Source organism: Hoeflea sp. IMCC20628 (genome assembly GCF_001011155.1).
In the GTDB taxonomy this organism is placed as follows: Bacteria; Pseudomonadota; Alphaproteobacteria; order Rhizobiales; family Rhizobiaceae; genus Hoeflea.
Genome location: NZ_CP011479.1, coordinates 1,389,557 through 1,411,956, shown reverse-complemented (window position 1 = coordinate 1,411,956; position 22,400 = coordinate 1,389,557). Strand labels below are relative to the sequence as shown.

Below are 22,400 nucleotides of genomic sequence, written 5' to 3'. Positions count from 1 at the left end.
GATATCCTCCCGATTGCAGGTTGCAGTTTATTGCGGTTCCAGCGAACTGAAATAGGCGGCCAGCGCGGCGATCTCCTCATTGCCAAGATTGGCGACGCGCAGCTTCATCACGTCATTGGAGCGCACATTGGTGACGTATTCAAACAGCGAGAGGACGAAATAGTCCCTGGGCAATCCGACAATTGACGGAATGCCGTCAGCGTGGCCGCTGGCCTGATGGCAGGTAACGCATTCACCGGCGAGATATTCGCCATAGTCCGGGTCGCCTTCCATTTGCAGCACGATGTCGGCAAAGCCGTGAACCTGGCCATCAGCCGAGGCGGCGCCAGCCACTGGGTCCTGCGCCGGAGCTGTCTGTGTCGCAGCTTCAAGCCAGGAGATAAGTGCTGCGCGGTCAGCCGCGTCAGCCATGCCGCGAAACGACATGCGGTTGCCCTTGATGAAATCACGCGGTTTCTCGAGATAGGCGCTCAGTGTTTCGGCGGTCCACACCAGCCCCGCCTCGCCTGCCGCGCGCATGCCGTCGGAATAGCGGAAATCATCCAGGCTGCCGGCTGTGCGGCCGAACAATCTGTCGAGATGTGGGCCGACCTTGTGTTTCGCACCCGCGCCAATCTCGTGACAAGCAGCACAGGGTTTGAACGATGCGTCCGGCTCGGTCGCACCGGCAGATGTGGCCAAACATCCAAAAAAATGGCAGGCACCAGAGCGCGCAACATTCTGCTGCGCGTCTGGTGCCTGCCATGTTCAATCATTCCTGGCTCCTCAAGGGCGCTTTCGAGCACCCATCTGTCAATCGATCCCGCCTCCGGAATTCTCGTCACCCTCGCCTTCCGGCGTCACGTCGATGATCTGGGCACGGGCGGTGATTTCCACCGGCCCCGGCTTGCAGTCAGACATGCAGGGCTCAAGACCCTTGGCATAATGCGGCTCGCTCAACCGGTCATCTGGGATGAAATTATCTTCATTCGGCAACCGGATCGAAGCGAAGTTCGCCTTGGAAAGCTCGAACTCTTCATCATCGACGATATCGTTGAGATACATCAGATAGGCCGTCAGCGCATAGACATCGTCGTCCGACAGCGAGCGGGCGTCGCCGAACGGCATGGCGCGGCGGACATAATCGAACACCGTCGACAAATACGGCCAGTAGGAGCCGATGGTCTTGACCGGCCGGTCTCTGAGCAACGAGTCCTGACCGCCAGCCAGCACTGGCCAGCGACCGGCACCCTCGCCGAAATCACCATGGCAGACTGCGCAATTGTCCGAATAGATTGGCTCGCCTTGCGCCACGGTGCCCTTGCCCTCAGGCAGTCCTGTGCCGTCGGGGCGAATGTCGATGTCCCAGGCTGAAATCTCGTCGGGCATCGCCACCCGGCCAAGCCCGAAGGCGCCCTGGCTTGCCTCGACCGCCATTGCCGGCTCTGTCGCCGGTTCTTCGGCAGCAGGAGCCGCTTCCGCGGTTTCGACTGGTTCGGCCTCGACCACAGCCTCGGCTGCTGCCGCCTGTTCTGCCGAATAGCTCTTCAGATAGGCCAGCACATTGGCAATATCATCGTCTTTCTTCAGCCCGGCAAAGGCCATCTTGGTGCCTTTGATCATATCTTTGGGCTTGATCAGGTACTCGGTCAGGGTTGTCGCATCCCAGACCAGCCCACCGTCACCTGCCTCGATCATGGCCTTGGAGTACTTGTAGCCCTCCGCAGACCCTGCCTCGCGTCCGAACAGCTCGTTGAGCTCGGGGCCGACCCGGTGCTTGGCTCCCTCGCCGACGGCGTGGCAGGCCTTGCATTTCTTGAACACTTTTTCACCAGCATCAATGTCGCCATCGGCAAATGCCGGGGCGGCAAAGGCAGCCATTGCAACAACGGCCAGCGCCGCAGACTTAGGAAACTTCAACATTTTCAACCACCCCGTCGTTGTTGACGTGCCATGTCTGGATGCCATTGTTGTGATAGATCGAGTTGCCGCCGCGTGCAGCGCGCAGTTCATTCTTGGTCGGCTGAACCAGTCCCTGATCATCAATCGCACGGGACTGCAGCAGCAGCTCCGACCCGTCCCAGTTGATGTCGAGATAGAACCGGTGCAGCGCCTTGGGCAGGCTCGGCCCGTCGATCCGCGCCGTTTGCCAGGTGCGACCGCCATCAATCGTCACATCAACACGCTTGATCGTGCCGCTGCCCGACCAGGCCAGGCCGGAGATCACCAGTGGCCCCTTCCCATGTGTCACCGGCGCTTGCGGGCTCGGGCTGGTGATGACGGATTTGACATCCATCACCCAGGTGTGGCGGCGAGCCTTTCCGTCGGCCAGAAGGTCAGTGTATTTCGACGTCTCTTCGCGCTGTGCCCATGGCTTATCGCCAACTTCCAGCCGGCGCAGCCATTTGACCCACATGTTGCCTTCCCAGCCGGGAACGCACAGCCGCAGCGGATAACCCTGCTCGGGGCGCAAGGACTCGCCGTTCATCTTGAAAGCGACGAGACAGTCGTCCAGCGCCTTCTCCATCGGGATCGAGCGGGTCATCGCCGAGGCATCTGCGCCTTCGGCCAGCAGCCATTTGCCGCTGGTCTTGACGCCCGCCTCTTCCAGCAGATAGCGCAGCGGCACGCCGGTATAGACCACGCAATGAATCATCCCGTGGGTGAACTGGCAGCCATTGAGCTGCGAGCCCTTCCACTCCATGCCGCCATTGGCGGCGCATTCGAGGAAGTAGACCCGGTTTTCGCGCGGGAACCGTTTCAGGTCCTCCATGGTGAAGACCAGCGGCGTGTCGACCAGACCATTGATCATCAAGCGATGATCGGCCGGATCAATCGTTGCCGTGCCGCCATGGTGGCGTTCGAAGCAAAGCCCATTCGGCGTGATGATGCCTTCAAGCTCATGCAGCGGTGTGAAATTGATCGACGAGACCGGATCGGCCGTCAGCCACGGCACGCTGCGGCGCACGACATTCGCCTCGAATTCCGACGGCTTGCCATAGGGCGCGACGTCAACGCCCTCGCCAAGATAGCGGTTCCAGTCCTGGATTTCAGTGATCAGCGGATCGCCCGCTGCCCGCGCCACGCCGGCGCTTGCCGCAACCGCGGCTCCACCAAGCAGACCCGCCTTGAGAAAGCCGCGCCGTGACGCCGTCTGTTGCGTCGATTTCGTATCGGTCCGGTCTACCATGAGAGCCTCCCGTGGTGCATGTCCAGCATCTGCATCATTGTCTCCGTCGTCATTGCCGCGGTTTTGAAGCCCGGCCTTTCAGTTCAAATCAGGATCACCGGATCACCCGGACCGCCGCAGCGTCAGGATCCAGCGTGACCACCGATTTCTTGGTGATGTAGTCTTCCATCAGGTCGTAGATGGCGGGCCCTTCGACCCCCTCGTTGACCGATGCCCAGCCGCCGACCGTGTAGGTCTTGTCGGCTTCAAGCGGGTCGCCGCTGCCGGTCAACCGCATCTCCGTGATCCTGTTGCCCATACTGGCTTCAGGCGTGCAGGAATAGGTGAACCCGCCGACGCGGACCATGTCGCCGCCCTGTTGCAGGAACGGGTCCTTGTTGAACAGATTGTCACAGACATCTTCCATGATGTCCTTGAGCTGCGCTCCGGTGAACTCTAGCCGGTAGACCGACGGGTAGCTCATCGAGGTCTCGGTGTAGAGATCGTCAATGGTGATCTCCGAGCCCGGAAGCAGCGTCGTGCCCCAGCGGAAGCCCGGCGACAGCGCAATTTCGGTGTCGCGCTCTTCCATGATCCCCTGACAGATCAGGTCATCCCAGGTGCCGTTGAAATTGCCACGACGGTACAACATGGTATCGGTTGTACCGATCACCCGTTGTGTCTCGGCCTCATAGGGCGCACGCACTTCGGCGATCTTCGCTGCCATTTCGGGATCGGGCGTGATCACGTCAGCGAAGACCGGAATCAGTGTCGAGCTGTAGCCTGCTACCTTGCCATCCTTGATGTCCAGGTCGATGCGTCCAAGATACTTGCCGTGCGATCCCGAAGACATCAAAAGCGTGCCTTCGACTTCCAGCGCCACCGGAGTTGCGTCATGGGTGTGACCGGTCACAATCACATCAAGTCCGCTGACAACACCGGCCAGCTTTCGGTCCACGTCAAAGCCGTTGTGCGACAGCAGCACCACCACTTCCGCGCCTTCGGCACGTGCGGCGTCGACATTGGCCTGCAAGACCTCGGGGCGAATGCCGAACGACCATTTCGGGAACATCCAGCTTGGGTTGGCGATCGGAGTGTAAGGCATGGCCTGGCCGATAACCGCCACCTTCACACCACCGCGTTCGAAATAGGCAGTGTGCTCAAACGCCGGTTCATCCCATTCGGCATCGAAAATGTTCGATGCTAGGAACGGGTAACCCATGGCATCAACCAGTTCCAGGAACCGGTCCTGGCCAAGCGTGAACTCCCAGTGCCCGGTCATCGCGTCTGGCTTGAGCAACTTCATGCACTCGACCATGTCCATGCCATTGGTCTTCAGTGCCGTATAAGATCCCTGCCAGGTGTCACCGCCATCGAGGAACAACACCTTGTCGTCGCCGCGGTCAGCGCGGATCGCCTTGACCAGCGTCGCGGTGCGGTCAAGGCCGCCAAGCTGGCCATAGGTGCGGGCCAGATCGACATAATCGACCATCGTGTGGGCGTAAGCGTAGGGGCTGCCCTTCTCGATATCGAAATAGTTGAGGAACTCTTCGGCCACCAGATGCGGCGGTACACCGGCATAGTCGCCGACGCCGATATTGGTGTCGGGCGGGCGGAAGAACACCGGCTTGAGCTGAGCATGGCAATCGGTGAAATGCAGCAGCGTCACCTGGCCCTTGGAATCAAACTTCAACAGGTCGTCCTGAGTCAGCTTCTGCTGCGCCAGCGCCCGTGTCGGATTGGCGCCCAGGCCAGCAGCGCCGAGCACGAAACCGGCATTCAGGGCATATTGCAGGAAATCGCGTCTGGTATGCATCCCATTCTCCATTCAGCGGAAAAACGAACAAAGTGTCCCGCTCCGGCTTGTGCCAGATTCAGATTTCGCCAAAATTTCAACTCGTTATCGCATTATCACCGCAACCGGAGCCGGCTTGATGAAGCGCCTGTGCGCATTCTTGTACTGCGACGGCTGCCTTCCGGGTCAGAACTAACACAAGGGCCAAGCCGCGGCTGCCGGAGGCGCCCAAACGCCTCCGGTCTATTCAGAGCCTACTGGCGGACCGACGGGGTTTCGACCGAAAGGCCGGTGCCACGCCATGTCACATAGGTTTCCAGCGCCATCAGATCGTCCGAGAACGCCTTGGGCTGTTCGGCGCGGGTATCACGGATACATCCACGGAACCGCTGATGCAGCGATGTCAGGCCGCTCTTGAGCCGGTAGGTCGGGAAGCCGTTGACTTGCCCCTGGCTCAAATGGTCGGCGCGGATGAACTTGCCCATCGCCACTTCATGGCAGCTTGCGCAGGCCAGATTGAGCTGACCGGTGCGGGTGTAGTAGACATCCTTGCCCTTTTCCCACCAGGACTGCATGTCGCCTTCAGTGAGATCAAGCTCCACCGGCATACCAAGCGACTGGTGCTTGATATAGGCCGTCAGTTCCTGCTGGCCGCCCTTGTTGAAGGGCAGAGCTTCTGCACCCATCTGCTCGGTGCGGCACTTGTTGATCTGCAGCTCGATATTGATTGGCTTGCCGGAATCCGCATCCCATTTCGGGAAACTGGCTCCGACGCCCTTCATGGTTTCCGCAGCATCATTATGACAGCTCGCACAGGATTTCCCGGCTGTTCCGTCAACCGTGTTCCACAGCGTTTCGCCATCTTCGACAGCAATCATGCCGGGGTTCTCGATGGTATCGCGCTCGACGTCACGGGTTTCAGCCTCGCGGAAAAGCCAGCCCGAATAGACCTCGTCAAAAGGATGTCCTTCAGGCGCCTTTGTCCGTGTGACTATCGGCATGCCGTCAATTTCGAGTGTGTCATCCACCGGGTCGGCCCAAACCGGACCTGACCCCGCAAATGCAGCCGCCAACACGACACCGGCTATCAAAAGTCTTTTCATAACAGTCTCCGTCCTCCCGGGATGTCCCTTGCGTGAGCCTCCCCCCGCGCAGGATCCCTCCCAAAGTTATTTGACTTCGATCGGTGCCTCGGCCTCGTAGACCGTTCCGTCATCATCGAGCCAGGTGAACTTGAAGGTCCCGCTGGCTGGCACCTTGGCGTTGAATTCGAAATAGGGATTGGCGGAAATCGCCGGATCCAGATCGCATTCAAACACCATCTGCCCTTCGAAGGTGCAGGTGAACTTGTTGATGATTTGACGCGGAATGGGGTTGCCATCCTTGTCCTTGCGCTGGCCAGATTCCATTTCGTGGCTGATCAGCGTCTTGATGGTGATCACCTCACCGGCCGAAGCCGACTTGGGCACCTTGATGCGTGGTTTTGATGCCATTTTCGTAAATCCTGTCCTGGCTCAGCCGCCGCAGCCGCCGATGGTTACCTTGACCTGCTTCTTGTCCATGAAGAAAGATCCATCTTTCATCTTCGCAACAGCGATGACGTTCTGGGTCTTGGCAAGACGCATGCGTGTGGTTGCGAGCGCTTCACCGCTCATTTCAGTGAAATGAAACGTGGCGACAGCCGGGCTTGGGTTGCCGTCAGCGAAGATGATGATCGATTCGACAAGATCATCGCCTTCCATGGCGCTTTCCACATTGACCGAGACCGGCACGGTATTGCCGTTTTCGGCGATTTCCGGTGCAGTCAGGGTGATCTTGCCCTCGCCTGCTGTCGCGCCGCCGGTGAAGTCCATGATCGACTTTTCCGTATCCTCTGCCGAGGCAAAGGCCGGTGTGACCCGCGCTCCAGCGACCGCAAATGCGGCGGCGCCGGCCGTCAGTCCTAAGACATTTCGTCTTGTCAGTTGCATTGGCTTCGAGCTCCTTTGCTCCAGTTATTCCTTGAGTGTGCCGAGATAGGCCACGACGTCCTCGACCTGCTGGGCGGAAAGAATCGTCTTGCCCTCAAGGCCCTTGTTCAAATGCGCTCCGACTTCCAGCGAGTAGAATCCGGGCATGATGGTCTCGTCGGTAAATATCTGCTTTGAATTGGCAACGATCGCCCTGAGCATCGGCTCTTCCCAGCGCGAAGCCACGCCGTCCAGCGCAGGTCCGACATCGCCATGAAACAATTCGCCCGACATGTCGGTATTGGCATGGCACGCCAGGCAATTGCCGAGTTTACGGCTTTTGAAGGTTTCCGCGCCGGCAGCAGGATCACCTGCGACACCGGTCAGCGACATGGTCACCCCGTCATCGGTGAAATCCACCGCGTCAGGCGCAACTTCGCTGGCAAAAGCCGCAGTCGACAACGCAAGTGCCGCGACCGCCCCCATTGTAAATTTCATTCGCCTCATCATTTGGCGCTCCCTCCTCCAAATTGCCCGGGCACATCAGGCCCGGATCCGCTCCGATTCCAAGATAACCATACTTCCCAATACAATCAATGCAAAAATATGATTTCTTGAATGTATCAAATTCCGGCTCACTCCGCGTCCAGTCGACCCGAAGCGCGCAACTCGTTTATAATGCGAGCGTGATACTTCTGAAAGTGCTCATCGCCCTCATAGCCTTTTTCAGATACCCATTTGAACATGTTGAGAAAGGTCCACTTGCCGAAGGCGCCCGGCATGGTCGCCACCGCTGCTTCGGCGGCGGTTTTGCCTTCCGGCACATCTTCGGGCAGGAACATCAGCGTCGGCGTGAACACATAACCCCATTTGCGCGCGGCGGTCTTTTCGGTCAGCACCTCGCCGTCAAGATCGGTGACTTCCTCATCACCGAACATGTTGTACTGAACCACCTTGAAATTTGCCTTGATGAAGTCCGAGACTTCGGGATCAGACAACAGCGCCTCGTGCATCTTGGCGCAATATATGCAGCCGCGCTGCTCGAAGATCATCACCAGGCGTTTGCCCTCTTCCTTGGCCGTTTCGATGTCTTCAGCGACATCGCGGAAGGTCAGGGCAAACCAGTCCTCCTTGTGCAGACCATCTTCCCCAACCTCGGAAGCCCAGGCCTGAGCAGTCAGGGCCGCAACAGCGGCGAAAACCAAAAATGCGTGTCTGATCATGATATTTCTCCTAACCAATCGTAGCGAATGCGGGGAACATCTCAAGCAGCCATTGCGCGATCCGCGACATCTGGCCGGTCATGAACAATATGCCGGTGATCACCAGAAGTACGCCCATGGCCTTCTCGATCACAGCCATATGTTTCTTGATTCGGGTCGAAAACCGGATGAAACGGCTGGCAAAAAACCCGGCGACGACAAAAGGGATCCCGATGCCGAGCGCATAAAGCCCCAGCAGCAGAGCGCCCTGCCCGGCTGATTCCTTGGCCGCCGCCATGAACAGGATGGCCGCCAGGATCGGCCCGACGCAAGGCGTCCAGCCAAAGGCAAAAGCCAATCCCATGACATAGGCGCCGACCATGCCTGCAGGCTTGCGCTCAACCTGAACCCGCGCCTCGCGGTAGAGCAGCGCAAACCGGAACACGCCGAGGAAATGCAGCCCCATCAGCAGGATCAGAACCCCGGCGACAATCGACAGCACGTCGAAATAGCGCGCCACCGACTGGCCGATGACGCTTGCCGTTGCGCCCAGCGCCACGAACACCGTGGTAAAACCCAGCACGAATGCAATGGAGGCCAGCGCGATGCGCCGCGACGCGACCCTGTCGGCATCGGCGTTCTTGACTTCGTTGAAACTCATCCCGGCCAGATAGGCGAGATAGGGCGGCACGATCGGCAGCACGCAGGGCGAAAAGAACGACAGCAATCCCGCCAGAAAAGCGGCTCCATACCCGACATCAATCATCTGCCTGTCCTCCCTGGCGGCACTGCGCGCCAAGTCCAGCGCTCAAACTCCACCACCACATTTCAAAAATGCCGCATGCCCGTTTCGCTCATGCCATGTCAACCGCGCAGACCGACCGCGACGGGCCCCCTCCTGCGGTCGCCAGCCAGGAGTCAATCAGAATGCGTTTGCAAGATATGCAAATCATACTATATATTGCAATCATTATTTTCAGGATTTGGACCGGTGCCATGACGTTACGCTTCGCAGCCGTTTTCGCTGTTTTCATGAGCCTTTCAGCATCCGTGGTGGCGGCCGAAATGATCATGTTCGAGCAGCCCGGCTGCGTCTGGTGCAAACGCTTCAATGAAGAAGTAGCACCGGCCTGGCCCAAGACCGAACAAGGAAAACGCGCGCCGCTACGCCGGGTCAATATTCACGACACCATCCCGGCCGACCTTGCGGACATTCCGGTGGAAAGGTTCACACCGACCTTCGTGCTGGTCGATGACGGTCAGGAAATTGGGCGTTTGCGCGGCTATCCCGGTGATCAGTTCTTTTGGGCGCTTGTCGACGAGATGTTGGCAAAGCTGGACCCGTGACCGGCGCTCCCTCAGCAGGCCAGGATTTTGGCGGTCAGGACATCATCCTGCTCACCGGCCAGGCCCGCAAGGCCAGCGATCTTCTCAAGGCGCTGTCGCATGAAACCCGGCTGCTGATCCTCTGGCTGCTGTCGGAAGATGAAAAATCAGTCTCCGAGCTCGAAGACCTGCTGGCGCTGCCACAGGCCACCGTGTCGCAACAACTGGCCCGGCTGCGGCTGGATGATCTTGTCAGCACCCGCCGCGAGGGCCGGATGATCCATTATTCGATCACCAACCCGGAGGTTTCGGCGGTGGTGAGAACACTTTACGAGCTGCTGTGCGGGCCCGAGAAACGGGACAGGTGATACGGAAGCATGGCTTGCGCCTGGTGCAGCCCCTGCCTAAGCTTTCAAACAAGGCCCGTGGGACGGCCTGCAATGGGAGGAGACAGCCATATGATCGATTCGGGATGGGTGCTTGCGCTGTCGGGCTGCCTGGTCGGCGGCATAATCGGATTTGCCGCCAGAAAGAGCCATTTCTGCACCATGGCAGCGCTCGAGCGCCATTGGTATGCGAATGACGACAGACCGTTGCGGGCCTGGGCGCTGGCAGCGTTTACCGCGCTGATAGCCACGCAATTGCTCAGTGCTGCAGGCCTCGTCAGCATCGAAAAATCCTTCTACCTGACCGAACCCCTTTCACTCGCCGGCGCGATCATCGGCGGGCTGATGTTCGGGCTCGGCATGGCGCTGGTCGGCACCTGCGGCTTTGGCGCATTGGTGCGGCTCGGCGGCGGCAATCTGCGCGCGCTGGTGGTACTCACCGGTCTCGGACTGGCAGCATTGGCCGCCCAGCGCGGCGTCACTGCCCATATTCGCGCTGCCCTGCTTGATCCGCTCGCGATTGACCTCTCAAGCTTTGGCGGACAATCCGGCGGCGCTCTGCTCTCCGGTGCTGTTGGCTTTGACGTCACTCTGCCGCTGGCACTGGCGATCGGTGCTGCCGGTCTGTGGTGGGTGTTCAAATCGGCCAGTTTCCGCGCCGACCGCAGCCGTCTGGTCGCTGGCATTGTCATCGGCCTGGCCATTGCTGCCGGCTGGGTCATCACCAGCCTATGGGCTGCACACTCTCTGCATCCCGTTCAGATCGAGGCCGGATCCTTTGTCATGCCGGTCGGCGAAACCATCATGCAGATCATCACCGTCACCGGCGAACTCCCCGACTATGGCGTCGGTCTGGTGATCGGGGTGTTCATTGGCGCTGCTGTGTCCGCCTTCCGCTCCGACGACATGCGCTGGGAAGCCTGCGACGACGCCCGTGAACTCAGCCGCCACCTGCTCGGTGCCTTCCTGATGGGAACCGGCGGCGTCTTCGCGCTCGGCTGCACCATCGGCCAGGGCGTCAGCGCCGTCTCGGTGATGGCCATCTCCGCCCCGATCGTGATGCTCTCCATCGCCGCGGGCGCCCGCATGGGCCTCGGCCTGCTGATGGAAGGAAATGCCTTCGGCTTTCTGGCCGACTGGCGGGCGACTGATACAAAGACTTGAGTAGGGGCTCTCAGGCCGGGTTTGTAATTTGACCGAACCGGAAGATGCCCGTTCGCGAATCTCTGAACATCTGATCTTCCATGAGTTCAGCTTGGCAGCCTTCAGTGAAGGCTGCCTCATCCGTTACATTGCCAAAAGGTAATCCTGACAAGAAAACCGTAACTTGATGTTTTGCAGCGCAACATGTCTATGTCGGTGACAAGGACCAAGGCAATAAGCTCGACGGGTCATGATACTTGCAAAGGAAACTCCGCTTGATTTTGCACAAGACAGAACTGTTTTCGGTTACAGCAAAAGCCGCCGCACTTATTGCCTTGCTGCTTGCCCTCTATCCGAATTTCGCTTTCGCCCATGGCGAAGAGGATCATTGCATGGCGGTAAAGGCATCCGTTGCGGATGCGGGGTTTTCTGATGTCGCCAAGGTGACATGCGAGGACGGCAAGGCGATCATCACCTCAGACACCTATCCTGCGCATACCCTGATGACCGGCATTGTCGGCACCAACGAGCAGGTGCCAGTGCCTGCCAAGGATTATGCGGCCCCCATTCTCCTTGAACCTGCTCTGGGAACCACGCCGCAGACGCGTGATGCGGCTTTGGGTGTCGCGGTCAATGGCGTCCCCATCTATGATTATACCGGCGGCGGCGAGATGACCCTGGACGACCTGAAACATCATCAGGCGCAGCATGACACGCTGCAAACCAAGCAGCTGGACGTGTGTGGCGGGCACGCAGGGTGGGGTGACGACTATCATTATCACGTCAAGCCAAACTGCATGATCGAACAGATGAAAAACGCCGGCGACGCTGCCATTATCGGTTGGGCTTTTGACGGGTTTCCCATCTATGGCGACAACAATCCTGACGGCACGCCAATCGCAATTGGTGAGCTCGATGTCTGCAATGGCAAGACAGATGACACCTTCATCTACCGCTATCACACTTCGACCCAGGCACCTTACATCATCCAATGTCTGATGGGTGAGGTCGGAGACATGGACGATCTGCCCAGAGTTTCCCCGCTAAAGGCGGCAGGTGGCTGGTTCAGCTGGGGCGGAAAATCTGCAGGTGTGCCGCCAAGAGGCGGTGTCGAAAACCTTACATTCACGCAGGACGGGAATGGTCGGCGCAGCATGGACTACATCTACCAAGGCGAGGCCTACTATATGCGCTACACGCCAACCCGGACGCCTGATTGCTACGCTTTCGAGACGCGGACCATCACCGATGGAGGCTCCGTCGAAACAGGAGAATATTGCCGATGAATAATACCGTCAAATTGTCGGTCATCGCACTTGCTGCAGCAGCGCTTCTTTCCGGATGCAACTACAAGCCGAAAAGCAATGGCGTGGTCTTGAATGAGCGCGTGATCGAGGGAGAAGGCGGCACCAAGATCATTGGCGAGATCTGGGTCGACAACTGGTTCAGTCTCGCCGTCAATGGCGAGCCATTGATTGAAGACAGCGTGGCCTACAACACCGAACGCTCGTTCAACGCCGAACGTGTCACCTTTGCTGCAAACATGCCGATGACGCTGGCCTTCGAAATCAGGGACTTCAAGGAGAATGACACCGGCCTTGAATATATCGGGTCGGATCGTCAGCAAATGGGCGATGGTGGCATGATTGCCCAGTTTCGCGACGCGGCAACGGACAAGATACTCGGAGCCACCGACAAGACCATGCGCTGCCTCGTCGTGCACCGGGCGCCTCTGGACCGCGCCTGCGCCGATGAAAAGAGCCCTGTTGCGGGGGAAGGCGTCTGTAACTTCAGCGAGACAGCATTTCCGGAAAACTGGACAGCCTCCGACTTTGATGACAGCAGCTGGCCCGCCGCTGTTGAACATAGTGCGGCAGAGGTCAGCCCGAAAGATGGATATGACGAGATCAGCTGGGATCCGTCAGCCAAGCTGGTGTGGAGCGAAGATCTGGTGCAGGACAACACATTGCTCTGCCGCATGACGATTTCCGATTAGGAAGCCATAATAATCCAACCTAAGTCCGGCGCGAGACCGCTCACCCCTCGGCCACAAACCGATACACCGTTCCGTCGCGCTCCACCCTGCCCTCGCCGGGCGTGGGCAAGTGATAGGCGGTCAGCGATGCCTTGTCGGTCGCCAAGCGGTCGAGCAGCTTGAGCCTTGTGGCAATGCCCATTTCCGGGTCCTGATCCGAGCCACTCGGCCAGCTAGGATGCGCGAAGGAGACGGCAAAATGCAGGATCGCGTCACCGGCGACCAGAACCGGCTCGGCCCCGCCATGCAGCATGAACGACATGTGGCCGGGCGTGTGGCCCGATGTGTCGACGGCCTCGACGTCCGGCAGCACTTCGGCGCCAGGTTCGAACAGGTTGATCATGTCTTCGAGATAGCTGAGCCGGTTCTGCGCCCCCACCGCAAAGGTCTTTCGCGCTTCCGGCATGGAATCGACGGTGCCGGGATCGCGCCAGAAATCCCATTCCGCGCGGCCCATGTGGAAGCTAGCATTGGGAAACACGATCTCGTCGAAATCATCGATCAGCCCCCAGAGATGGTCGGGATGGCCATGGGTGAAGACGACGTCGGTGACGTCGGCGGGATCGAATCCTGCCTCAGCCATGTTGTCGAGCAGCCTGCCCGCTGATGGCATGAAGTTGGCGCCAGAGCCGACATCGAACATGATTGTCCGATCACCGGATTTCAGGATCGGCACATTGCAGTCGGGCACCAGGCTGTCGGTGGGCAACCCGTTGGCCTCAAGCAGTGCAATCAGCTCATCCTGCGGCGCATCCGGATAGGAAAAGCTCAGCGGCAACACCAGATTGCCATCGCTGACGCTGGTCAGAACCGCGTCGCCGATGGCCAGCGCATTGGCAGAGCGCAAGCCCATCGGCAGCATCGCGGTCGCAGCAGCAGCCATTCCGGTTTGCATGAGTGTGCGTCGCGTCAGATCAAGCGATGCCATGAATTGTCTCCCATATAGATTTATATGAATATTTGCCTTTGTCTTGACCGAGGTCAATGCCCCGCGTCGGAATTCGGTACATTTAGCATCCAGGAGACATATCATGGACCTCGCACTGATTGCCGACCGTTTTGGTGACAAGTGGACGCTGCTGATCGGCGGCGCCATCATCGGCGCGTTGTTTGGCGCTTTTGCGCAGCAAAGCCGTTTCTGCCTGCGCGCTGCGGCAATCGAATTCTCGCGCGGCCGGGTGGGTGGCAAAATGGCGATCTGGCTGATCGTGTTTTCCACCGCCATTGCCGGAACCATGCTGCTGGCGGCGTTCGATATGTTCACCGCCACCGAAGCCCGTCAACTGGCCTCGCCGCAAAGCCTCTCGGGCGCAGCCATCGGTGGTTTACTATTCGGCATCGGCATGGTTTTGGCACGCGGCTGTTCATCGCGGCTGCTGGTGCTTTCGGCCACCGGAAACCTGCGCGCCCTGCTCTCGGGTCTCGTTTTCGCTGTCGTCGCCCAAGCCAGCCTGCACGGCTTTCTCTCGCCGGTGCGCGATGCGCTGGCAGCCCCGCTGACAACCCTGTCGATAGGGTCCAACGATTTGCTGACGCTGTCTGGCGTCTCCGAACAAACCGCCCTCACCCTGGTCCTGATCGGCCTTGCCGCCAGCTTGACGCTGGCGCTGTGGCGCAAGATCGGCGTCTGGAAGACCATCGCCGCCTTTGCCGTCGGCGCCTGCATTCCACTGGCCTGGTGGTTCACCAGCGCCATGACTGCAGTCGCCTTCGAGCCGGTGCAACTCGAAGCGCTGAGTTTCACCGGACCTTCCGCCAACACGCTGATGCTGTTCCTGTCGCAGCCCGGTTCGATGATCGATTTCGATGTCGGCCTGGTGCCCGGCGTCTTCATCGGCGCGTTTCTCGCAGCCCTGGTAACCGGTGAACTGGAGCTTCAGGGTTTTGAGGGTGGCGATTCCATGCGCCGCTATCTCGCAGGCGCCGCGCTGATGGGGTTCGGCGGCATGCTGGCCGGCGGCTGCGCTGTCGGTGCCGGCGTCACCGGCGCCAGCATCTTCGCGCTGACGGCATGGGTTACCCTGTTTGCCATCTGGATCGCCGCAGCGACGACCGATTGGGTGGTTGATCGGAAGCTGCCCGCGCGCAAGACCCAAACCCTTGGCCTGGCTCCGGCATCCGGATCGGCCAGCCTGTTGCCAACCGAATAGAAAAGCCGCCAGACAGGCGCAATCCCCGACATTCGGGTCTGCGTGATCCTGCCTGACGGCCCTTGTTCAAGCGCTCTTTGCGAGCGTCTTTTATGATCCCCTCTGGATCTGATCTTAACAATGCAGGAAGCGTGCCAGTTCGCCTATCGCCTCAAATTCCCGCTCTTCAGCCTTTTCCCGGCCAAGCCACTGAAAAGAGTGCACCCGCAATAAGCAGGCCTCCACCAGAAATGCGGCAATCGCCCAAATCCTGGGCATATGCCGCATCGCTGCATTTGACGGACCCACTCATACCGAAACCGCCTCGCGCAATGTCTCCTTGCTCAGGCTCTCGCAATCACCGGCCATTTTCACCTCGCCGCGCTCGATGACGCAGAACCGGTCAGCCAGACCATAGGCAAACTCGAAATACTGCTCGACCAGCACGATCGCCATCTTGCCTTCATCACGCAGCAGCGAGATCACCCGCCCGATCTGTTGGATGATGTTGGGCTGGATGCCCTCGGTCGGTTCGTCCAGCAACAACAGCTTGGGCCGCGTAATCAGCGCCCGGGCAATGGAGAGCTGCTGCTGCTGCCCGCCCGACAAATCCCCGCCGCGCCGATTGCGCATGTCTTTGAGCACCGGAAACAGCTCATAGATGTGATCCGGGATCTTGTGCTCAGAGCGCGGCAGGCAGGCAAAGCCGGTTTCGAGGTTTTCCGTCACCGTCAGCAGCGGGAAGATATCGCGGCCCTGCGGCACATAGCCCACGCCCTTCGCAGCGAGCTGATGCGCCGGAATCTTGCCGATGGCCTGGCCATCAAGTGTGTAGTCGCCGCCGGACCGGTGATGCACTCCGGAGATTGCCTTGAGCAGGCTTGTCTTGCCAACGCCATTGGTGCCCATCACGCAGGTCACCTGCCCGACATCGGCTTTCAGCGAAATGCCCTTGAGGATCTGTGACTGGCCGTAATGCAGCGTCAGGTTTTCGATATCAAGCATTCTCAGCGCCCCAGATACACGTCAATGACTTCGGAATTGGCCGTGACATGGTCGAGTGTCCCCTCTGCCAGCACCGAGCCTTCGTGAAGAACCGTCACCTTGCAATCGAGCCGGCGGACGAATTCCATGTCATGCTCGACAACGACCACCGCGCGGGTTTCGGCAGCCCGGCGCAACAGGTCGGTGGTGTGCTCACGTTCGCCTAGCGTCATCCCGGCAGCAGGCTCATCCACCAGCAAAAGCTGAGGGTCCTGCGCCAGCAACATGCCGATCTCCAGCCATTGCTTCTGGCCATGCGAGAGCTCACCGGCGGTCCGGTCGAGCACATCGGACAAGCCGATTTCCTCGGCAAGCGCCGTCACCCGGCCACTGTCCTGTTTGGAAGGCCTGTAGCGCAGCACCGCAAACGGCAGCCGGTCATTGCTCAGCGCCATCATCAGATTGTCACGCACACTTTGCGTCTCGAACACCGTAGGGCGCTGGAACTTGCGCCCTACCCCGGCCCGCGCAATCTGGCTTTCCGACAGCCTGAGCAGATCGAGCTGCGGCTCGCCGAAACGAACCCGGCCTTCGTCGGGCCTGGTCTTGCCGGTGACAATGTCCATGAAGGTGGTCTTGCCCGCCCCGTTCGGCCCGATGATGGCGCGCAACTCCTGCCCGCCAATCTCGAAGGAGAGATTGTTGATCGCCTTGAAGCCGTCAAACGACACCGAAATCGAGGTCACTTCCAGTAGCGCACTCATGATGCGGCATCCTTTCTGACCAGCCGGTCAAACAGCCCGCCAATGCCCTTGGGCACGAACAGCGTCACCAGCACGAAGCCGAGGCCAAGCAGCACCTGCCACCAGTCGACCCAGTCGACGGTATAAAACCCGAGCGGAATGCTCGGTGCCTGACCGCCGGTGAACCAGGACGACAGCAAAGAGACGGTGGCAGCCCCGATGACAGCACCATAAAGCCGCCCGCGCCCGCCGATCGCCACCCAGACGGCAAGATAGATCGAGGCAATTGGTGCGATTTCCGCCGGATTGATGATGCCTGCCTGCGGATAGTACAGGGCACCTGCGATGGCCGCGATCACCGCGGTCAGCGTGAACACCACCAGCTTGTAGGTTTCCACCGGATAGCCCATGAAGCGGATGCGCGCCTCGTCGTCGCGGATGGCGCGGATGACATTGCCGAATTTGCCGGACACCACCCAGGCGGCAACCAGATAGCCCAGTCCCAGCGCAAATGCCGAAGCCAGGAAGAACCAGACCGAAACCACCGATTGCGGCACGTCGGTGAGGCCGGGAATGTTCTGCAGTCCCGACAGACCATTGTTGCCGCGCAGGCCGCTGTCGTTCTGGAACAGATAGAGCGACAGCGCCAGCGTCATCGCCTGGGTCAGAATCGAGAGATACACCCCGGTGACGCGGCTGCGGAACGCCAGCCATCCGAAAACCAGCGCCAGCAGTCCCGGCACCAGCACCACAAAAGCAAGTTGCGCAAACAGGCTGTCGGCGAAATACCAGACCGCCGGGATTTCAGAACCACCCACTACGCCGAAGATCTGGGACCCAATTCCTTCGCGGATTTCCTCGGCCGTTGCCGGCAATTCACCACCGGCGAGCGAGGCGATGACAATATCCTTGGTCCGCTCATACATCAGCCACATGCCGATCATGTAGCCGCCGAGACCAAAGAAGGCGAAATGACCGAGCGACAGGATCCCGCAATAGCCCCAGACCAGATCCATGGCGATGGCGACCAGGCACAGGCACAGCGTCTTGCCGAGGATCTTGATCATGCTGGTCGAGATAAGCCCCAGGCCAAAGCCTTCAGACAGCACCACCATGGCGATGGTGAAGACCGCAAGAAGAGCAATAAAGATGAGCACCGAAGGCTGCCGGGCAAACAGAGAACGCTCCATAGGCCTAATCCCCCGCCGCACGGCCCTTGAGAGCGATGATGCCCTTGGGTCGGAACTGAATGAAAATGATGATGAAGATGATCATGTAGGTCTGCGCCGCCAGCGTGTTGGACGGATTAAAGAACTCGATCACTTTCTGCAGCGAGCCGATCATCCCCGCACCTGCCAGCGTACCCCAGATATTGCCGACACCGCCGACCACCACGGTCATGAAGCTTTGGACGATATAGCCCGAGCCAAGCTCCGAGGTCACTTTCGCAAACAGCCCGATGGCAACACCGGCGATCCCGGCAATGCCGGAACCAAGCCCGAAGGTCAGCATGTTGATGCGGTCCGGATTGATCCCCATCGACGAGGCCATGCGCGGATTCTGCGTCACCGCGCGGACTTCGAGCCCGAGCCTGGTGCGGTTGAGGATGAACAGCAGCAGCCCCAGAAAGGCGAGCGCCAGGACGAAGATGGCGATGCGGATATAGCTTATCGAGACCACGTCGTTGAGCACCCAGGCGCCATCGAGCCAGGACGGCGAGGTCAGTGGCCGCGCCTGGGTGCCAAAGATGTTCTTGGCGATCTGCTGCAGCGCGATCGAAATGCCGAAGGTGGCCAACAGCGTTTCCAGCGGCCGGTGCGCCAGATGCCGGATCACCAGCCGTTCCAGCGCCACGCCGGCCAGAAACGCCACCGCAAAGGCCAGCGGCAGCGCTACAATGATCGACACGGTGTAATTCGGAATGATCTGCTGCACCACATAGCCGGTATAAGCACCGATCATGATGAACTCGCCATGCGCCATGTTGATGACGCCCATCACTCCAAAGGTGATGGCCAGCCCGATAGCCGCGAGGAAGTAGATCGACGCCAGCGACAGCCCGTCCATGGCCAGGTCGACAAACTGGTAAAATCCGACGGTGCCGCTGATATCGGCCAGCGTCTCCCGCGCAGCGGTGGTCAGCACCGGATCGGGTTCTGAGTAGACTTCCGCAAACACATGATCGGCAACGGCAGCGCGCTGTTCCTGCCGGCTCACCAACGGCGGAACGGTTTCCGTGGCGGCCAGTGCCAGATAGGCCCGGTCGCGCGCCTCTTGCGTGACCAGCTCGGCCACCAGAACACCGCCAACCGCGCCATCCTTGATATTGGCAATCAGCGCATGCTTGCGATCGGTGAGCGGAACAATCGGTCTCGCTTTGCCGGCATCGACCAGCAATTGATAGGCGGCATCGATTTCGATGTCGCTGCCTGGAGTGAGCAGTCTGGCGACATTGACGCCTTCAGGCTTCGCATCAAAAACCGCAACATTGCTGGCCAGCAACGGATTGAGCGCCGCGCGGGCATCGACGCCGGGGTCTCCTGCAAAACTCTTGATTGCAGCAACGCGGGTGGCCTGATCGCTGCCGAACTTGATGGTCAGCAGCCGCTGCAGCCGCTCCTTACGTGCCTTGATCGCCGGGACGGTTTCCGCTTCGATCGCCGCCCGCAGGATGCTCAGATGTGATTGATTGGCGTCGCGCTCCAGCGCCATCAGCGCCTGCAAACGTCGCTCCGGATCCGGGTCGGACAGTTGAAATTGAACCAGTGCTGCAGCAATCACACCACGCACGCCACTGTTGGGCTTGAGATTGTCGAGTTCACTCTTGTCAACCAATCCGGCTTCGGCGCCGCTGTCGACATCGATCAGCATCAGCTTGCCGCCATCGGCTTTCCTGACGAAAAAGAATCGTCCATCGGATTCGCGTTGCCAGAGATCCTTCTCCCGCCATTTCTCCAAAAACACTGCAACACTTGGCAGCCCGCTCTCAACCAGCGCGTCAAGAACTGGGCTGATGGTGGTGCGCGACGGCTTTTCGATCTTGGCGCGATGGGTTTCGAGAAGCGCATTGAGGCCGCCTTCCTGCGCATGGGCAGGTGCGAGCACGATCAACGCGGCAAAAACGATAAGAAATATGCGGTGCATGGGAAATCAAAACCGATTGAAAAGGCGGAAGGGGGCCAAAAGGCCCCCTTCCCGTGTCAGAGATCAATAATTGGAATTGAGCTGCACGCAGGTCTTGGTCTCGGTGTTGTACATGCCACACTCGAGGTCTTTCCAGTTCGATTCCAGCACTGCAGATTCAGGCAGGAAATCGGTCCAGGCATCGCCGGGAACCGGCTCGGTCTGGCTGATGATGTCGAACTGGCCGTCATCCTGGATTTCGCCGATCAGAACCGGCTTGGTCAGGTGATGGTTCGGCAGCATTTCTGCTTCCGTACCGGTCAGGTTCGGGAACTTCTGCCCGTACATGGCGGTGCGAACCGCATCGACATCAGTGGTACCGGCGGCTTCCACCGCGTTAACCCACATGTTGAAACCGATGTAATGGGCTTCCATCGGGTCGTTGGTAACCCGCTCTTCTCCAGCATAGGATTTCCATTCCTTGATGAATTCGGCATTGGCCGGGGCATCGGCGGACTGGAAATAGTTCCAGGCTGCGAGATGGCCGACCAGATTGGTGGTGTCGAGACCGGAGAGTTCCTCTTCACCCACCGAGAAGGCCACGACAGGAATGTCGTCAGCCGAAATACCGGCAGCAGCGAGTTCCTTATAGAAGCCGATATTGGCGTCACCATTGATGGTCGAGATCACGCCAACCTTTTTGCCGTCGGCGCCAAGTGCAACAACGTCGGCTACGATCTTGGACCAGTCGGAATGACCAAACGGCGTGTAATTGACGAAAATGTCTTCAGCCGCGATGCCCTTGTCCTTGAGATATTGCTCAAGAATTTTGTTGGTCGTGCGCGGGTAGACATAGTCGGTACCCAGCAGCGCAAATTTCTCGACACCGAGTTCTTCAAGGAAGTAATCGGTTGCCGGAATCGCCTGCTGGTTTGGTGCGGCACCCGTATAGAAGACGTTCTTCGAGGATTCTTCGCCCTCGTATTGAACCGGGTAGAACAGCAGGCCGTTGAGCTCTTCGATCACCGGCAGAACCGACTTGCGGCTCACCGAGGTCCAGCAGCCGAACATCACATCGACGTTCTGCACTGTCATCAGTTCGCGGGCCTTTTCCGCAAACAACGGCCAGTCCGAAGCCGGATCGACCACGACCGCTTCAAGCTGCTTGCCCAGAACGCCGCCCTTGGCGTTCTGATGCTCGATCAGCATCAGCATGGTGTCTTTAAGAGTTGTTTCCGAGATCGCCATCGTTCCCGAAAGCGAGTGCAACACACCGATCTTGATGGTGTCGTCCGCGGCATATGCCGAGTGGGTCAAAATGGATGAAGTAAGAAATGCTGCCGCCCCTGCGATCCGCAATTTGGTGGTAATTGTCATGTCAGCCTCCGTGCTGTTTATGTCCACGGAGCTGAGCAATGCAAGCACCTTGCCAGTTGGGCTTTGAGCCAGAAATTAAGGACTTTTAAAGGTTTCGCGGCCGCGCATCACGGCTGGCGGGCTCCACCGTTTCACAATTTCGCCCAATTTATGTGCATTGACTAATTATTAGACACCACTTCATCGCAGAAATTGTGGTGCAAAATGTTGTGCCCGGAAGCAAAGCCATCCTGCTGCCAAGTCACTGAATGAGGCCTTATCCCCAGCCCACCCTTGCATACACAGGTTTTTTCACTTCTTATGCATTTTACAGACGCCAATTCTTAAGTCCTCGGTTGATGTCGCATGACTGTGCCAACAACCGGCAATCTAGGAGCACCGTCGTACACATGACCACGCCTTTTTTCTTGCTTGCCGCTATCGCGGCACTGTTTTCTTTGATGGCACCTTGCATGGCATCAACCTGGCTCAAGACCGGAAAGGAAACCTCCCGGCCCTACGGCCATGTGGAGTACTGTTCCCGCAATGCATCGGACTGCCGCAACCGGTCCGCCAGTTCCAACCTGCCATCCGCCCGCATGGGTGTGTTGAGCAGCGTCAACCTTGCAGTGAACCGGGCGATCAAACCGACATCAGACAAGACAGCCTTCGGCCGCAGGGAGTTCTGGACAGAAAAAGCCCGTTCAGGAGACTGCGAAGATTTCGCACTCGCCAAGCGCTCCAAATTGTTGCGCAGAGGCTATAACTCCTCGCAACTGCTTCTAACCATGGGCTATAGCGGCAGCGAGGCCCACACGGTGCTTGTGGTCAGAACCCGGGATGGCGACTATGTGCTCGACAACCTCAATGACGAGGTCACTCCTGTCCAGTCAGCGCGGATGAGCTTTCGCAAGATCCAGTCCCCCGACCATGGCGGCCGTTGGTTGAAAATCACCGGCAAGACCGGCAAGAAACCCTGATCCGAAGGCGGGTGCAGCCATCTGTTTGGCGCTCCGAATAAATTGGGATGGCCCCGCAATCAGGGACTGTCTGAGATCGTGAAAATTGCGTGGTGACAGCA

At 59.1% G+C, this 22,400-nt stretch carries 23 protein-coding genes; 7 read left to right on the top strand and 16 right to left on the bottom strand.

Annotated features, from left to right (window positions below; translation table 11 throughout):
* Positions 1-27 precede the first annotated feature (27 nt).
* The 10 genes from IMCC20628_RS06605 to IMCC20628_RS06560 all read right to left on the bottom strand — a co-directional run bounded on the left by IMCC20628_RS06605 (position 28) and on the right by IMCC20628_RS06560 (position 8,860).
* A complete protein-coding gene (locus IMCC20628_RS06605; protein ID WP_047029553.1) occupies positions 28-681 on the bottom strand; it encodes a c-type cytochrome in 654 nt (217 codons plus the stop codon).
* A 111-nt stretch (positions 682-792) separates the two neighbouring features.
* Positions 793-1,902, bottom strand: coding sequence for a c-type cytochrome (locus IMCC20628_RS06600; RefSeq protein WP_047029552.1), 1,110 nt, complete (start codon positions 1,900-1,902; stop codon positions 793-795).
* Positions 1,886-3,169: a sulfite dehydrogenase gene (soxC, locus tag IMCC20628_RS06595; RefSeq protein WP_047029551.1), complete on the bottom strand. Its 1,284-nt coding sequence runs from the start codon at positions 3,167-3,169 to the stop codon at positions 1,886-1,888. The genes IMCC20628_RS06600 and soxC overlap by 17 nt, the downstream gene beginning before the upstream one ends.
* A 94-nt stretch (positions 3,170-3,263) precedes the next feature.
* Positions 3,264-4,964 carry a thiosulfohydrolase SoxB gene (gene soxB / locus IMCC20628_RS06590; RefSeq protein WP_047029550.1) on the bottom strand — a complete coding sequence of 567 codons (1,701 nt, stop codon included), beginning with the start codon at positions 4,962-4,964 and terminating at the stop codon, positions 3,264-3,266.
* 233 nt (positions 4,965-5,197) lie between these two features.
* Positions 5,198-6,046 (bottom strand): sulfur oxidation c-type cytochrome SoxA, encoded by an 849-nt coding sequence (soxA, locus tag IMCC20628_RS06585; RefSeq protein WP_047029549.1) that lies wholly within the window; start codon positions 6,044-6,046, stop codon positions 5,198-5,200.
* 66 nt (positions 6,047-6,112) lie between these two features.
* The gene (gene soxZ, locus IMCC20628_RS06580) at positions 6,113-6,436 is read right to left on the bottom strand and encodes a thiosulfate oxidation carrier complex protein SoxZ (protein WP_047029548.1); all 324 of its coding nucleotides are present in this window, start codon (positions 6,434-6,436) and stop codon (positions 6,113-6,115) included.
* A 21-nt stretch (positions 6,437-6,457) separates the two neighbouring features.
* Entirely contained in the window at positions 6,458-6,913 is a 456-nt protein-coding gene (gene soxY, locus IMCC20628_RS06575; protein ID WP_047029547.1) for a thiosulfate oxidation carrier protein SoxY, read from the bottom strand.
* A 24-nt stretch (positions 6,914-6,937) separates the two neighbouring features.
* Entirely contained in the window at positions 6,938-7,399 is a 462-nt protein-coding gene (gene soxX, locus IMCC20628_RS06570; protein WP_047032332.1) for a sulfur oxidation c-type cytochrome SoxX, read from the bottom strand.
* 128 nt (positions 7,400-7,527) lie between these two features.
* Positions 7,528-8,115, bottom strand: coding sequence for a thioredoxin family protein (locus IMCC20628_RS06565; RefSeq protein ID WP_047029546.1), 588 nt, complete (start codon positions 8,113-8,115; stop codon positions 7,528-7,530).
* Between the two features lie 10 nt (positions 8,116-8,125).
* Complete coding sequence (locus IMCC20628_RS06560; RefSeq protein WP_047029545.1) at positions 8,126-8,860, bottom strand: cytochrome c biogenesis protein CcdA; 735 nt, start codon at positions 8,858-8,860, stop codon at positions 8,126-8,128.
* 95 nt (positions 8,861-8,955) lie between these two features.
* On the opposite strand from IMCC20628_RS06560, the gene IMCC20628_RS06555 reads away from it, so the two are divergent.
* From IMCC20628_RS06555 to IMCC20628_RS06535, 5 genes are all read left to right on the top strand, one after another.
* Positions 8,956-9,441 (top strand): transcriptional regulator, encoded by a 486-nt coding sequence (locus tag IMCC20628_RS06555; protein WP_343123253.1) that lies wholly within the window; start codon positions 8,956-8,958, stop codon positions 9,439-9,441.
* 41 nt (positions 9,442-9,482) lie between these two features.
* Entirely contained in the window at positions 9,483-9,788 is a 306-nt protein-coding gene (locus tag IMCC20628_RS06550; RefSeq protein WP_047032330.1) for a metalloregulator ArsR/SmtB family transcription factor, read from the top strand.
* Positions 9,789-9,878: 90 nt separating this feature from the next.
* On the top strand, positions 9,879-10,970 hold the full coding sequence (locus tag IMCC20628_RS06545; RefSeq protein ID WP_047029544.1) for a YeeE/YedE family protein: 1,092 nt from the start codon (positions 9,879-9,881) through the stop codon (positions 10,968-10,970).
* A gap of 254 nt (positions 10,971-11,224) precedes the next feature.
* Complete coding sequence (locus IMCC20628_RS06540; protein WP_197078405.1) at positions 11,225-12,235, top strand: YHYH protein; 1,011 nt, start codon at positions 11,225-11,227, stop codon at positions 12,233-12,235.
* On the top strand, positions 12,232-12,945 hold the full coding sequence (locus IMCC20628_RS06535; RefSeq protein WP_052766330.1) for a hypothetical protein: 714 nt from the start codon (positions 12,232-12,234) through the stop codon (positions 12,943-12,945). Before IMCC20628_RS06540 ends, IMCC20628_RS06535 begins: the two co-directional genes overlap by 4 nt.
* A gap of 40 nt (positions 12,946-12,985) precedes the next feature.
* On the opposite strand, the gene IMCC20628_RS06530 is transcribed toward IMCC20628_RS06535, so the two are convergent.
* Positions 12,986-13,912, bottom strand: a complete 927-nt coding sequence (locus tag IMCC20628_RS06530) for an MBL fold metallo-hydrolase (protein WP_047029543.1) — start codon at positions 13,910-13,912, stop codon at positions 12,986-12,988.
* 103 nt (positions 13,913-14,015) lie between these two features.
* On the opposite strand from IMCC20628_RS06530, the gene IMCC20628_RS06525 reads away from it, so the two are divergent.
* Positions 14,016-15,134: a YeeE/YedE family protein gene (locus IMCC20628_RS06525; protein ID WP_047029542.1), complete on the top strand. Its 1,119-nt coding sequence runs from the start codon at positions 14,016-14,018 to the stop codon at positions 15,132-15,134.
* Between the two features lie 288 nt (positions 15,135-15,422).
* On the opposite strand, the gene urtE is transcribed toward IMCC20628_RS06525, so the two are convergent.
* The 5 genes from urtE to urtA all read right to left on the bottom strand — a co-directional run bounded on the left by urtE (position 15,423) and on the right by urtA (position 21,334).
* A complete protein-coding gene (gene urtE / locus IMCC20628_RS06520; protein ID WP_047029541.1) occupies positions 15,423-16,118 on the bottom strand; it encodes an urea ABC transporter ATP-binding subunit UrtE in 696 nt (231 codons plus the stop codon).
* A 2-nt stretch (positions 16,119-16,120) separates the two neighbouring features.
* Positions 16,121-16,861 (bottom strand): urea ABC transporter ATP-binding protein UrtD, encoded by a 741-nt coding sequence (gene urtD, locus IMCC20628_RS06515; protein ID WP_047029540.1) that lies wholly within the window; start codon positions 16,859-16,861, stop codon positions 16,121-16,123.
* Positions 16,858-18,030, bottom strand: a complete 1,173-nt coding sequence (gene urtC, locus IMCC20628_RS06510) for an urea ABC transporter permease subunit UrtC (protein WP_047029539.1) — start codon at positions 18,028-18,030, stop codon at positions 16,858-16,860. Before urtC ends, urtD begins: the two co-directional genes overlap by 4 nt.
* 4 nt (positions 18,031-18,034) lie before the next feature.
* On the bottom strand, positions 18,035-19,984 hold the full coding sequence (urtB, locus tag IMCC20628_RS06505) for an urea ABC transporter permease subunit UrtB (RefSeq protein ID WP_047029538.1): 1,950 nt from the start codon (positions 19,982-19,984) through the stop codon (positions 18,035-18,037).
* 63 nt (positions 19,985-20,047) lie between these two features.
* Positions 20,048-21,334 (bottom strand): urea ABC transporter substrate-binding protein, encoded by a 1,287-nt coding sequence (urtA, locus tag IMCC20628_RS06500; RefSeq protein WP_197078462.1) that lies wholly within the window; start codon positions 21,332-21,334, stop codon positions 20,048-20,050.
* A 458-nt stretch (positions 21,335-21,792) separates the two neighbouring features.
* On the opposite strand from urtA, the gene IMCC20628_RS06495 reads away from it, so the two are divergent.
* Positions 21,793-22,299 (top strand): transglutaminase-like cysteine peptidase, encoded by a 507-nt coding sequence (locus IMCC20628_RS06495; protein ID WP_197078404.1) that lies wholly within the window; start codon positions 21,793-21,795, stop codon positions 22,297-22,299.
* The last annotated feature ends 101 nt before the right edge of the window (positions 22,300-22,400 follow it).